The 12,658-nt window shown below is 52.9% G+C and carries 11 protein-coding genes; 6 read left to right on the top strand and 5 right to left on the bottom strand.

All coding sequences use genetic code 11. The annotated features are described in order from the left end of the window. Positions 1-15: 15 nt before the first annotated feature. Complete coding sequence (locus tag ACX9GT_RS13255) at positions 16-414, bottom strand: VOC family protein (protein WP_473187235.1); 399 nt, start codon at positions 412-414, stop codon at positions 16-18. A 141-nt stretch (positions 415-555) separates the two neighbouring features. Next, the gene (gene ttcA / locus ACX9GT_RS13250) at positions 556-1,497 is read right to left on the bottom strand and encodes a tRNA 2-thiocytidine(32) synthetase TtcA (RefSeq protein WP_473187234.1); all 942 of its coding nucleotides are present in this window, start codon (positions 1,495-1,497) and stop codon (positions 556-558) included. Between the two features lie 494 nt (positions 1,498-1,991). Between ttcA and ACX9GT_RS13245 the strand changes: the two genes are divergently transcribed. Next, on the top strand, positions 1,992-2,582 hold the full coding sequence (locus ACX9GT_RS13245; protein ID WP_473187233.1) for a hypothetical protein: 591 nt from the start codon (positions 1,992-1,994) through the stop codon (positions 2,580-2,582). 208 nt (positions 2,583-2,790) lie between these two features. Here ACX9GT_RS13245 and nifJ read toward each other — a convergent pair whose 3' ends face one another. Beyond that, positions 2,791-6,324: a pyruvate:ferredoxin (flavodoxin) oxidoreductase gene (nifJ, locus tag ACX9GT_RS13240; RefSeq protein ID WP_473187232.1), complete on the bottom strand. Its 3,534-nt coding sequence runs from the start codon at positions 6,322-6,324 to the stop codon at positions 2,791-2,793. Positions 6,325-6,560: 236 nt separating this feature from the next. Here nifJ and ACX9GT_RS13235 point away from each other — a divergent pair, with 236 nt between their 5' ends. Then, entirely contained in the window at positions 6,561-6,893 is a 333-nt protein-coding gene (locus ACX9GT_RS13235) for an SMR family transporter (protein ID WP_473187231.1), read from the top strand. Positions 6,894-7,103: 210 nt separating this feature from the next. Continuing rightward, the gene (locus tag ACX9GT_RS13230) at positions 7,104-7,358 is read left to right on the top strand and encodes a putative hemolysin (protein ID WP_473187230.1); all 255 of its coding nucleotides are present in this window, start codon (positions 7,104-7,106) and stop codon (positions 7,356-7,358) included. A 44-nt stretch (positions 7,359-7,402) separates the two neighbouring features. On the opposite strand, the gene ACX9GT_RS13225 is transcribed toward ACX9GT_RS13230, so the two are convergent. Then, on the bottom strand, positions 7,403-8,389 hold the full coding sequence (locus tag ACX9GT_RS13225) for a 2-hydroxyacid dehydrogenase (RefSeq protein ID WP_473187229.1): 987 nt from the start codon (positions 8,387-8,389) through the stop codon (positions 7,403-7,405). Between the two features lie 276 nt (positions 8,390-8,665). Here ACX9GT_RS13225 and ACX9GT_RS13220 point away from each other — a divergent pair, with 276 nt between their 5' ends. Genes ACX9GT_RS13220 through ACX9GT_RS13210 form a run of 3 tightly spaced genes read left to right on the top strand, consistent with a single transcriptional unit; the run spans position 8,666 to position 11,804 of the window. After that, entirely contained in the window at positions 8,666-11,278 is a 2,613-nt protein-coding gene (locus ACX9GT_RS13220) for a YdbH family protein (RefSeq protein ID WP_473187228.1), read from the top strand. Continuing rightward, the gene (locus tag ACX9GT_RS13215) at positions 11,275-11,472 is read left to right on the top strand and encodes a YnbE family lipoprotein (protein ID WP_473187227.1); all 198 of its coding nucleotides are present in this window, start codon (positions 11,275-11,277) and stop codon (positions 11,470-11,472) included. The genes ACX9GT_RS13220 and ACX9GT_RS13215 overlap by 4 nt, the downstream gene beginning before the upstream one ends. An 8-nt stretch (positions 11,473-11,480) precedes the next feature. Further along, a complete protein-coding gene (locus ACX9GT_RS13210) occupies positions 11,481-11,804 on the top strand; it encodes a YdbL family probable chaperone protein (protein ID WP_473187226.1) in 324 nt (107 codons plus the stop codon). A 90-nt stretch (positions 11,805-11,894) separates the two neighbouring features. Here ACX9GT_RS13210 and azoR read toward each other — a convergent pair whose 3' ends face one another. Beyond that, entirely contained in the window at positions 11,895-12,500 is a 606-nt protein-coding gene (azoR, locus tag ACX9GT_RS13205; protein ID WP_473187225.1) for an FMN-dependent NADH-azoreductase, read from the bottom strand. Positions 12,501-12,658 lie beyond the last annotated feature (158 nt).

Here is a 12,658-nt window from a genome sequence, read left to right as displayed (position 1 = left end):
TCTGGTCAAGGTATTTTACGCTGCGCTTTCATCCCAGAAACTGGCTTCTATCTTGTGCCCGTCCAGATCGCGGACAAAACAGCCGTAATAGGCTGCGCCATAGTGTGGTCGCGTGCCTGGGGCGCCTTCTTCCTTGGCTCCTGCCGCTACGGCTTGCTGATAGAACTCATCAACCTGTTTCTTGCTGGTGGCAAAAAATCCCACATGGACGCCGTTGGCGGTTCCGGCAGGCTTACCGTCTATCGGTATTTGCAGCCAGAACTCGGGATAGTCACGGCCATAGCCGATGGCACCGGGGTGTTCCATCACGCGTCGGCAACCTAAAGCACCAAGCACTTGGTCGTAAAATTGCGCCGCAGCATCAAAATTGTTGGTTCCTAACGAGACGTGGGATAGGCAGGGGGTAATGTTCATTGATAATCTCCATTTAACTGTATAAATAAACAGTAATAAATAAAGATGCCGCTGTCAGGTACTTTGTGCGTGAAATGTGAGCAGGATCGAAAACCCTAAGGGGAAAACGGTCCGCCTGCGGTTGCAGGCGGAAAGGCGGGATTATTTAATTTCCAGCACGTTCAGGCGCTCAAACGCAGGCGCGCTCTGTTCATCTGCTTCTTCAGGCTGCCAACCAACGGGTTGCAGCGGAATATCTTCGCGGTCAAACGCCAGATCGCCGCCGTCGACCACTTCGCTGCCGTGGTGAATACCTTTGAAGTCAAATAAATCGGTATCGCACAGGTGAGAAGGCACCACGTTTTGCATCGCGCTGAACATGGTTTCAATCCGGCCTGGATAACGTTTATCCCAGTCGCGCAGCATATCGCCAATCACCTGGCGTTGCAGGTTCGGCTGTGAACCACACAGGTTGCACGGAATGATGGGGTATTCCTTGGCGACAGCGAAACGCTCGATATCTTTCTCGCGGCAGTAGGCCAGCGGGCGGATCACCACATGTTTGCCATCATCACTCATCAGCTTGGGTGGCATCCCTTTCAGCTTGCCGCCGTAGAACATATTGAGGAACAGCGTTTGCAGGATGTCGTCGCGATGGTGGCCCAGGGCAATCTTGGTGGCACCCAGCTCAGTGGCGGTGCGGTAGAGAATGCCACGACGTAGGCGTGAACACAGGGAGCAGGTGGTTTTACCCTCTGGGATTTTCTCTTTGACGATGCCGTAGGTATTCTCTTCGACGATCTTGTACTCCACCCCCAGCTTTTCCAGATATTCCGGCAGAATATGCTCTGGGAAGCCGGGTTGCTTCTGATCGAGATTCACGGCTATCAGAGAGAAGTTTACCGGGGCGCTCTGTTGCAGGTTACGCAGGATTTCCAGCATGGTGTAACTGTCTTTACCACCAGACAGGCATACCATGATGCGATCACCTTCTTCAATCATATTGAAGTCTGCGATGGCTTCACCCACGTTACGGCGCAGGCGTTTTTGCAATTTGTTCAGGTTGTATTGCTCTTTTTGACTAACTGTTTGTTTTTCTGACATTTAAATCGTGCTCATTTTCATTTGAGGGGCACTATAGGGGGATGGTGATTTTAGATGGCAAGTTTAGCACTCAACATGCTGATTTGGTCATTATTCATTTCATCCATCCACGCGCCATAGATTGCCAACGTCATCCGCGTATTTGACTGGCAATAAACGCAGGATTTGCACCAGTTTATAAAACAACCCGCATGCGTAAGTGTGGCGTATGGTACGGATTACGACGGCGAATGCCAGTGCCTTTTATGAGGTAGTTCCAAAATCGCGAAGTTAAATCTTAATAAGCTTTCGAGAGCAAATGGGGGGAATCAAATGGGTGGGGTGGTTCCTATCATGCTGTAAATAGGTTTCTTGCGCAGGTGGCTAATTGCTCTGATAATCTTAAAATGTACAACTTTGCCCAAGAAGTGTTGCTCGGGTGCGGTTACAGAGGATGGGATGTATTCGGTGGCATGGCCATCAATCGAGTTGGTTCACTACTTAGGAGGTAGGAAATGGCATTGCCAGAAGAACACACTAACGAGCGCGTAAAGTATCTAGCTGGTGAATTTGAGAAGTATAAAATAGATGAGCTGCATAATTTAAGTGAAGAGGATTTTAGAATTATAGGCATGTATGTTCAGATTTATAATTTTATTGACTTTAATGTGCAGCGAATTTATTCCCTTTTAAAATGGAAGGGAGTTATTTCAGTGCATTCGAAAGACAGAGAGTATATGTCCTTTATGTTTGATAAGTTGAAAGCGTCCGCGAGCTATTTTCCATCGCATCATGAAAGTGTAGAATCCACTTTGGGTAAGCTAACAGAAATAGCTCGCCTTAGACCTTATAGAAATATATTTGCGCACTGGGCGGCAAAAAAAATCCCGAATGAAGATGCAATTGTATTTTTCACCAGCAGTGCCAATGAATACAGTAAGCTTTTTGAAAGTGAAATGGCAATCGGGGAGGTTCTTTATGCAATTCATGATGTTGCTGATATCAGGGGGCTGATAATTCATTTGCAAAAGTATGAAAGTTGGTTGGCTATTTCATTCTCAACGATTTTTAGTGAACTTCATGGGGAAAGTATTGATAATAATTAACTTGTCATCATCTTATACATTTTTAATCATTTTTAATCATTTTTGATGGTCGTATTCGTTCATTATACATTTTTAATATCAGTTAACTTACTCATGTGCACTACGAATATTAGCTAATAACGAAAGTAATAAGCATTGCTAAATCGTCAACTGATGTGTTGTGCGTAAAATAAAAAAAAGGGCGCGAACCTGTCGCGCCCTGAGAGAATTACTCTGCTGATGACTTCTCTGCTTTACCCGCCAGCAGGCTGAGGAAGTCGTATTTTTGCTTCAGCTCTTTTTCTGCTGCTTGATAAAGCGCGGCGGCTACCTCGGGTTGTTGCGTATTGAGGCGGCGGAAACGCTGTTCTTTATTCAAGGTTGTAGCCAGATCGCTGTTAGGCGGGCGTGAGTCCAGCACCAACGGCAGTTTACCCTCATCGGCCCGGCGCGGATCGAAGCGATACAACGGCCAGAAGCCTGTGGCGGTCAGCTGCTTCATCTGCTCGTGGCTGAGTGCCAGATCGTAACCATGCTCCTCGCACGGGCTGTAGGCGATGATCAACGATGGGCCTGGATAGGCTTCCGCTTCCTGAATCGCTTTCACCGTTTGGTTAAGCTGTGCTCCCAGCGAGATTTGCGCCACATACACATGGCCGTACATCATCATGCTGACGCCGAGATCCTTACGTGCCTTGCGTTTGCCGTGCTCACCAAACTTGGTGACCGCCCCCAGAGGCGTGGCTTTGGATTGCTGCCCGCCGGTATTGGAATAGCATTGCGTATCCAGCACCAACACGTTGACGTTTTCTGTCAGGCTCAGCACGTGATCCAGGCCACCAAAGCCGATATCGTAAGCCCAGCCGTCACCGCCAATCAGCCAGATAGATTTATCCACCAGATAATCGGCATCGGTGGCCAACTGTTTAGCCTCGTTGCCGGTTATATTGGCCAACAGGCTGCGCAATTCGGCAATCTGCTGGCGGCGCGGTTCTGGTGCAATATCTGTGGCCTGCAAGGCGCTTACCAGTGGGGCTGGCAGCTGCGGTGCCAGGGTTTCCAGCAAACGCAGCACGCGGAGGCGATGCTGATCCACCGTTAAGCGGAAGCCCAGGCCAAATTCGGCGTTGTCTTCAAACAGCGAGTTGGCCCATGCCGGGCCGCGCCCAGCCGCATTGGTGGTATAAGGCGTGGTCGGCAGGTTGCCGCCATAGATGGAAGAACAACCGGTGGCGTTGGCGATCAGCAGGCGATCGCCATAAAGCTGGGTCAGCAGCTTGATATACGGCGTTTCGCCACAGCCGGAGCAGGCACCGGAGTATTCGAACAGCGGTGAAATCAATTGCGAGGTGCGGATATCGATACGTTCTATCTGGGCAGGATCGATTTCCGGCAGTTGCAGGAAGAAGTCGTAATGGGCTTTTTCTTCCTCTAAGTGTGCCAAGCGCGAAGCCATATTGATCGCTTTGATCTCTGGGTTCTGGCGATCTTTCGCCGGGCAGACTTCCACGCACAGGTTGCAGCCGGTGCAATCCTCTGGGGCGACCTGCAACACATACTTCTGGCCGCGCATATCGCGCGCTTTTACATCCAAGGATTGCAGCGTGGCAGGGGCATGTTCCATCGCCTGTGGCTGAACCACTTTGGCGCGGATGGCCGAATGCGGGCAGGCGGCGACGCAGTGGTTGCACTGAGTACATAAATCCGGCTGCCAGATCGGGATCGCTTCGGCAATATTGCGTTTTTCCCATTGGGTGGTGCCTACCGGCCAAGTGCCGTCTGGCGGGAAAGCCGACACCGGCAAAGCATCACCGAGCCCGGCCAGCATCGCGGCGGTAACGGTTTTGACAAAATCTGGCGCAGCATCGGCAACCACCGGCGGGCGCAGCGGGCTGTGGCTGTCGATGGGTTGCAGTGGGATCGCCGTTAGCGCGTTTAAAGTGGCACCCAGCGCCTGCCAGTTACGCTCGACAATCTCCGGGCCTTTGCTGCTGTAGCTACGGGCAATCGCATCTTGCAACTGTTGCAGTGCCACGTCACCGGGCAAGATCTGCGTCAGATGGAAGAACGCCATCTGCATCACGGTGTTGATGCGGGCACCTAGCTGGCATTCGCGCGCCAGTTTGGCGGCGTTGATAATGTAGAATTTTGCCTGGCGCTGGTGCAGCAGTGCCTGGACTTCCTGCGGTAGGCGTGCCCAAACCTCATCGGCGCTATATGGCGTATTCAGCAGGAAAGTGCCGCCCGGCTTCAGGCGTTCCACCATTTGGTATTTGTCGATGAACTGCCACTGGTGGCAACCGACAAAATCGGCCTGAGTGACCAGATAGGCTGAATTGATCGGTTTCTCGCTGACCCGTAGGTGCGACACGGTTAAACCACCGGCCTTTTTCGAGTCGTAGACAAAATAGCCCTGTGCGTACAGCGCGGTGCTGTTGCCGATGATTTTGATGTTGTTTTTGGTGGCAGACACCGAACCGTCGCTGCCCAAGCCGTAGAACAAGGCTTCCAGCGAGGCACGCGGCGGCAGACTTTCTGTGCTCAGCGGCAGAGAAAGGCCGGTCACATCGTCGAAAATCCCCACGGTAAAGCGCGGGCGGGGGTGATCCAACAGCAACTCAGTGAATATTGCCAGTGCGCAGTCTGGGCCGAATTCTTTGGAAGACAGCCCGTAGCGCCCGCCAATCACCCGTGGCAAAGTGGCGCGATCCCCGCGGCTGAAGGCTTCTGCCAGCGCGGTCATCACGTCCAGATACAGTGGTTCGGCCAGCGCGCCGGGTTCTTTGGTGCGATCGAGCACGGCAACTTTTTGCACGCTTTCCGGCAATGCGGCGAGCAGGTGCTGGGCGGAGAAGGGGCGGAACAGGCGCACTTTCAGCACGCCAACTTTTTCCCCACGCGTCAGCAAAGTGTCGATCACTTCTTCGCAGGTGCCGATGGCAGAACCCATCAGGATCACCACGCGTTCGGCCTGCGGATGGCCGTAATACTCAAACGGCTGATAGCGGCGGCCGGTCAGTTGGGCAAATTTCTCCATCGCTTCGCTAACGTGGCGGTAAGTATCGTCGTACCACGGATTGGTGGCCTCGCGCGATTGGAAATAGGTATCCGGGTTGGCGGAGGTGCCGCGAACTACCGGATGATCCGGCGATAGCGCACGGCTACGGTGTGCGTCAATCGCCCCTTGCGGTAGCATTTTCAGCAGCGCTTCATCGCTCAGCGGGACGATCTTGTTGATCTCGTGCGAGGTGCGGAAACCATCAAAGAAATGGATAAAGGGTATACGGCTGTTGAGCGTGGCGGTTTGAGCGATCAACGCAAAATCCTGCGTTTCCTGCACGTTGCTGGCACACAGCATGGCACAGCCGGTTTGGCGCACGGCCATCACGTCGGAATGATCGCCGAAGATCGAGAGTGCATGGGTAGCAACGGTGCGTGCCGCCACGTGCAGTACGAAGGGCGTCAGTTCTCCGGCCAGTTTGTACAGGGAAGGGATCATCAGCAACAACCCCTGGGAAGAAGTGAACGAGGTCGACAGCGCCCCGGTTTGCAGCGCACCGTGTACGGTGGCAATGGCACCGCCCTCGGACTGCATTTCCACCACGCGTGGGATGTCTCCCCAGATATTTTTTCTGCCGTCGCCGGACCAGGAATCAGCCTGTTCCGCCATCGTTGAGCTTGGGGTAATGGGATAAATGGCAATCACTTCATTGATGCGATAGGCCACGGAGGCGACAGCGTTATTACCATCGGTAGTTATCATTTGTAGTACCTTTCTGTGCTCACAACGCTGCAAAAGCGATCTTTTGCAGTAATGTTCAAAGTCTAACAGAGGGATATATTCGCGCTTTATCGCATTTGTGTGGCTCGGATAGCGTTGATGTAACGCGATATTTCTCCACGTCCAGGCTCAGCTAGGATATAGTGGCTGCGGTTTAACACTAATTTAATCGCTGTGTTTCATACTAATAAAATTCCACCTAGATAGAAGAAAACGTAATGACCGGATTTATGTATTTGACTATGGCAATTATCGCCGAAGTTATTGCCACGACCATGCTGAAAGCCTCTGAAGGGTTTACCCGCTTATGGCCTTCGGTGGTGGTGATCGTCGGCTATGCCATCGCATTTTGGGGGCTGTCGATGGTGGTAAAAACCATGCCGTTGGGGATTGTGTATGCTATCTGGTCGGGAATGGGCATCGTGCTGGTTTCAGTGGCGGCGGTGTTTATTTATCAACAGAAATTGGATCTGCCAGCCGTTCTTGGCATGAGCTTAATTATTGCCGGGGTGCTGGTGATTAATTTATTTTCAAAATCGTCGGTGCACTGATTATTAGTGATGGCTGCGCTCGGACTTTCTCTCAGGTCAAAAAAAAGCCAAATAAATACGCTGCGATATTTCCATTATTTAATTATCAGGCTAGATTAAATAGGTTTGCATCAGAGATAGACTCTCTGTCCCTCTGTGGGCGTTGAGTATACCGTTTATAGCAATGGCGATTTTACACAGCAAAGTCGTAACGGGTTCAGAGGTAAAATAATGACTACAGCAAAATGGCTGCTTGCCAGCGTCGTACTGGTTTTGGCTGCTTGCAGCAGCAACAACGAAGAACCACCACAGATAGGCACCAGCGCCAATATTGGCATGATACCTACCAGCGCTCACTGCGCCAGCGTTGGCGGCGTGACCACCATTGCACATAACCTGAACGGCGATACGTTGAGGATGTGCCAGATGCCAAACGGCAAGCAGTGTGAAGAGTCAGCGCTGGGGCAGGGAGCCTGCGCAGGCTGATGCAGTAGCCGGGCCACGCTGCTGGCCCGGTTAACATACTTTACTTAGAGCTGGTTCGGGCAGCTTTCACCGTTTGCAAGCTGTTCGATATTTCTCAGCGTGGTTTCCGAAATGCTGATTAGTGCCTCTTCGGTCAGGAACGCCTGATGCCCGGTGAACAGCACGTTATGGCAGGCCGACAGACGGCGGAAAACGTCATCCTGGATCACGTCGTTGGATTTATCTTCAAAGAACAGATCGCGCTCGTTTTCGTACACGTCCATCCCCAAAGCACCGATTTTCTGCTGCTTCAGCGCGTCAATGGCCGCTGATGAGTCAATCAACCCGCCACGGCTGGTGTTAATCACCATTACCCCGTCCTTCATGAGCGCAAAAGCCTCGGCATTCAGCAGATGATGGTTTTCCGGCGTCATTGGGCAGTGCAGGGTGATCACGTCAGCTTGGCCATACAGGGTTTTCAGATCGACATATTCCGCACCCAGTTCCAGCGCCTGTTCGCTCGGATAAGGATCGTAAGCCAGCAACTTCATGCCAAACCCTTTCAGAATGCGCATGGTGGCTACGCCGATCTTACCGGTACCAATCACCCCCGCCGTGCGGTTGTGCATGTTGAAACCGATCAGCCCTTCCAGTGAGAAGTTGGCGTCGCGGGTGCGTTGATAAGCGCGATGAATACGGCGATTCAGGCACATCATCATGCCTACCGCATGTTCGGCGACCGCTTCCGGTGAATAGGCCGGAACGCGCACCACTTTGGTACCCAACTCTTTGGCGGCCTCCAGATCAACGTTATTGAACCCGGCACAGCGCAGGGCGAGGATCTCGACCCCCATTGCAGCCAATTCTTGCAAAACTTCGCGGCAACCATCGTCGTTCACAAAAATACACACCGCTTTGCAGCCGTGAGCGGTTTTGGCGGTTTTCTTGCTGAGAAGAAAATCAAAAAACTCCAGCTCATAACCAAACTGCTGATTTACCAGCTCAAGGTACTTGCGGTCATACTGTTTGGTACTGTAAATCGCCATTTTCATCGTGGTTTCTCCCGCGTCATCATCTGTTTAATTTAGCCTGTTTTGCTAAATTCGACAATGAGTTAGCTTACCAATGTGCGGGTAGAGAACTAGGGTTTAGTGCTAGAAATCAGAGTATTAGTGGTTTTAACCGCGCCGAGGGAAAGAGAAACCTATTATATTACTAATGGGAATGTATCACCTTCACCTGATCGGGGATTCATGCCATCATTAGCCGCGATTTAACGGCAATGGCTCTGTTTTATCAGTGTTTATCGGGAATAAAATCAGCGCGTAATGACAAAAAGATTAAAAATATCCATCGCGATAGTGGCGGGCATCGCCCTCTTGTTAATCACGCTGTGGCAGACAGTGCCACGCTGGTTGCCACGCGCCATCACCCCTTGGCTGCCGCAGGGTAGCCAACTGGTGTTACAGGGGCCGTTGCGCTGGCAACAGGGGGCTCTGCGTATTGATGGAGTGCGCTTTAACGCGCAGGGTTGTGCCATCGCTGATGCCAGCCGCTTGAGCCTGGCGTATCAGCGTGGTCGCTGGCTGCTGAACGGCGATCGTCTGACGGTGGACACCGCCTGCCTGCCCAAATTACCCGCCGGTGATGCCAACCCGGCACCGCTGACGCTGGATCGGCTGCAAAGCCAGCTACCGCCGTTTGATCTGAATATCCATCTTTTCACTCTCACCCCATGGCAATTCTATGCCGGTAAATTGCAGTTGTTCTCTTCGGCCGATGGCCAGCGCCTGCATTATCAGGGGGAAAATCTTACCGCCGAAGCGCTGCTGGACGATCGTCAACAACTGACGCTCAATCGTCTGAGCATCACACCGCACAACGCTGCGCCGCCGGTTCAACTGAGCGGCAAAATGACCGTGCCGCTGGATTTGAGCAGCTTGCCAGCCCAAGGGGCGCTGCAAGGGCAAGTACAAACCGTTTATCTGGAAAATCCTTTGCTGCTGGATCTGCGCTGGCAACAGCAGCAAGGGGTACTGACGTTAACGGAAAAAGGCAGCGACCAACCTTTGGCGACGTTGCCATGGCAAGTGACACCCCAGCAGATTCGTATTAACCAGGGGGAATGGCGCTGGCCTTACATCGAACAACCGCTTAGCGGCGGATTGAGCTTGGCGCTGCATGACTGGAGTAAAGGGCTCGATGAAACCCAAATCAGCGCACGGCTGAACGTGATCACTGCCGGGCATAACGGCAAAGGTAACGCCGTGCTGACGCTGGGGCCGGGTAAAGTCGGGCTGACCAATAGCGATCTTCGCTTTCAACTAACTGGCCAAGCCAATCTGGCCGATTTTTCGTTCACTGCGTCGATTCCGGGCGTGATCAGCGGCAGCATTCTCAATCCTACATTGGCCCTGCAACCCGGTTCGCTGCTGCGCGCCTGGGGGCAAGCCACGCCTGATATGAGGTTGGAAGAGGCCCGCCTGCCGCTGGCCGGGGTGAAAGTAACCGCCGCAGGGATCACCGGGCGATTGCAGGCGATCGTTCGCGCCAGCGATCGCTATTGGGGGAGTTTCAGGCTGCATCTGGATGGGCAGGCACAGGCATTCTGGCCAGACAGCGGCCATTGGCAATGGCACTATTGGGGGAATGGTCAGTTGCCTCCGCTACAGGCGGCCTGGGATGTGGCGGGCAGCGGCCATTGGCAGGATTCCACCATTACGCTCAACCAACTGTCGACCGGATTCAATCAGCTTAAATACGGTATGGTGACCGTGATGGCACCACGGTTGACGCTCAGCCAACCAGTAGTGTGGCAGCGAGATGCCAGTGCGCCACGCTTTAACGGCGATCTGCAACTGGTGGCGGAGCGGGTAAACTTCAACAATGGTGCTCATCTGCCGCCTTCGGTACTGGACTTGCAACTCGCCGGTAAGGAACCTGGCAATTTCCAATGGCAGGGCGCGCTACAGGCCCAACAGATCGGGCCGATCGCCCTGCGTGGCCGTTGGGATGGCGAGCGCCTGCGCGGTGAAGGCTGGTGGCCGAAACAGTCGCTGACGGTATTTCAGCCGCTGATTTCGCCGGAGCTGAATTTCAAACTGCGCGATGGCCAGTTTTATGCGCAATCGGCGTTCTCCGCCGCACGCCAACAAGGTTTTGCAGCTGGTGGCCACTGGGTGGTGAGGAACGGTGGTCTGTGGCTGAGCGACGGCGAAGTGAGCGGGGTGGATTTTGTGCTGCCTTACCGGCTGCAAAACCACCAGTGGCAGTTTGGCGCCAAACGGCCGGTGATGCTGCGCATCAAGTTGATCAGCAATTTGTTTGAAATGCAGAATATTACCGCCGATTTGCAGGGGACTTATCCTTACAGCGAGGCACAGCCGTTGACGTTGAGCAACGTGGGTGTCGATATCCTTGATGGGCATATCAGCCTGTCGGCCCTGCGGTTGCCGCAGCATGATGCGGCGGTATTAAAACTGGACAAGATCGATCTCAGCGCGCTGTTTACCGCTCTGAATCCGAAGCAGTTTGCGATGTCCGGGCGGGTGAACGGTGAATTACCGTTGTATCTCAATCATCCTAAATGGCTGGTACGCGATGGCTGGATCGCCAATGATGGCGTGCTGACGCTGCGGTTGGATAAAGACATGGCCGATGCGATTGGCAGCAATAATCTGGCGACCGGTATCGCCATTGATTGGCTGCGCTACCTTGAAATCAGCCGTTCGAAGGCGCGGGTCGATCTCGACAACCTGGGCGAACTGACGCTGAAGGCGCAAATAAATGGCGCAAACCCGCAGAAAAATGCCAAACGTGAGATTATCCTTAATTACAGCCATCAGGAAAACGTGTTTCATCTGTGGCGCAGCTTGCGTTTCGGTGACAATTTACAGGAGTGGCTGGAGCAGGCCCTCTCACAACCTGGGGAACAACCATGAATAACACGACCGGGGCGTTGTTGGCTGCCGTACTGGGTGCTGGCTTACTGAGCGGTTGCGTGCCGCGTATTGAAGTGGCGACGCCAAAAGATCCGATCACCATCAACATGAACGTCAAAATTGAACATGAGATCCGCATCAAGGTGGATAAAGACGTTGAAAGTCTGCTGAAAAACCAGAGCGGTTTATTCTAGGAGCCGAGATGAAAAAACGTTATCTATGGTTGATAGGCGCTGGGTGGCTGTTCAGTGGGGTGGTACAGGCGCTGACGCTGGATGAAGCCAAACAACAGGGGCGGGTGGGTGAAACTTTGAGCGGCTATATCGCCCCTGTTAAGCAGGATGCAGAGACTGATGCCTTGGTACAGCGTATTAACACCGGCAGGGCCGAAAAATACCAGGAAGTGGCAGACAGTAATCATATCGCGATCGACGAAGTGGCGCGCCTGGCGGGGCAGAAACTGGTCACCCGCGCACCTGCCGGTGAGTATGTTCGCGGTATCAACGGCCAGTGGCTGAAAAAATAAAAAAGCGCGCCCTTGGGCGCGCAACAGAAGAAACACAGTTATTTATTATTGTGGGGTAATACGCGTTTTGCAGGGCTTGTCTTACTCGATTTATGCAGCGATCACTTCAGCCAGCACGGCTTTGGCATCGGCCTGCGCCTTGGTCGCCACATCTGGGCCATAGGCGATACCTTCAGCAAACACGAACTCTACTTCGGTGATGCCGATAAAGCCCAGGAACAAGCGCAGGTAAGGCTCGATCAGATCGGTAGCGGTGCCTTTATGGATGCCACCACGGCTGGTCAGAATAATAGCGCGCTTGCCTTTCACCAGGCCTTCTGGGCCACTTTCGGTATAACGGAACGTCACGCCAGCACGAGCAATCAAGTCAAAATAGTTCTTCAACTGGGTTGGGATATTGAAGTTATACATGGGTGCGGCGATCACGATGGTGTCATTGGCTTGCAGTTCGGCAATCAGCTCATCAGACAGCGCCAGCGCTTCTTTCTGACGTGGCGTCAGTGGCGCATCTGAAGGACGCAGCGCACCCACCAGTTCACCATCCAGCACCGGAATCGGCTGTGCAGCCAGATCGCGCACGGTGATGCTATCGTTGCTGTGAGCCGTGGCCCACTGTTCAACAAAGAAATCGGCCAATTGGTTGGACTGGGAGTAGGTTGCCAGAATGCTTGATTTAAGAACCAATACTTTGCTCATCGGTAGTTCCTTGGTTATGACAGTGACATCAGGACGTAGTGTCCTTTGCATGGAATACACTCTATTCATCTTTATCCAAGAGAGATAGTGGAATATTTCGAGACCATTGTTCGATTTTATTGAATGAAACAAGAATGGCTAAGCGGATGGATTATGGA

It is taken from the genome of Serratia sp. YWN4, assembly GCF_055790845.1.
The sequence above is the reverse complement of the archived record's forward strand: the minus strand, read 5'-3'. Positions and strand labels throughout refer to the sequence as shown.

What these genes read in the sequence shown, in the direction of transcription:
- ACX9GT_RS13255 (WP_473187235.1), bottom strand. Translation starts at nt 414, where the DNA reads ATGAACATTACCCCCTGCCTATCCCACGTCTCGTTAGGAACCAACAAT.
- ttcA (WP_473187234.1), bottom strand. Translation starts at nt 1,497, where the DNA reads ATGTCAGAAAAACAAACAGTTAGTCAAAAAGAGCAATACAACCTGAAC.
- ACX9GT_RS13245 (WP_473187233.1), top strand. Translation starts at nt 1,992, where the DNA reads ATGGCATTGCCAGAAGAACACACTAACGAGCGCGTAAAGTATCTAGCT.
- nifJ (WP_473187232.1), bottom strand. Translation starts at nt 6,324, where the DNA reads ATGATAACTACCGATGGTAATAACGCTGTCGCCTCCGTGGCCTATCGC.
- ACX9GT_RS13235 (WP_473187231.1), top strand. Translation starts at nt 6,561, where the DNA reads ATGACCGGATTTATGTATTTGACTATGGCAATTATCGCCGAAGTTATT.
- ACX9GT_RS13230 (WP_473187230.1), top strand. Translation starts at nt 7,104, where the DNA reads ATGACTACAGCAAAATGGCTGCTTGCCAGCGTCGTACTGGTTTTGGCT.
- ACX9GT_RS13225 (WP_473187229.1), bottom strand. Translation starts at nt 8,389, where the DNA reads ATGAAAATGGCGATTTACAGTACCAAACAGTATGACCGCAAGTACCTT.
- ACX9GT_RS13220 (WP_473187228.1), top strand. Translation starts at nt 8,666, where the DNA reads ATGACAAAAAGATTAAAAATATCCATCGCGATAGTGGCGGGCATCGCC.
- ACX9GT_RS13215 (WP_473187227.1), top strand. Translation starts at nt 11,275, where the DNA reads ATGAATAACACGACCGGGGCGTTGTTGGCTGCCGTACTGGGTGCTGGC.
- ACX9GT_RS13210 (WP_473187226.1), top strand. Translation starts at nt 11,481, where the DNA reads ATGAAAAAACGTTATCTATGGTTGATAGGCGCTGGGTGGCTGTTCAGT.
- azoR (WP_473187225.1), bottom strand. Translation starts at nt 12,500, where the DNA reads ATGAGCAAAGTATTGGTTCTTAAATCAAGCATTCTGGCAACCTACTCC.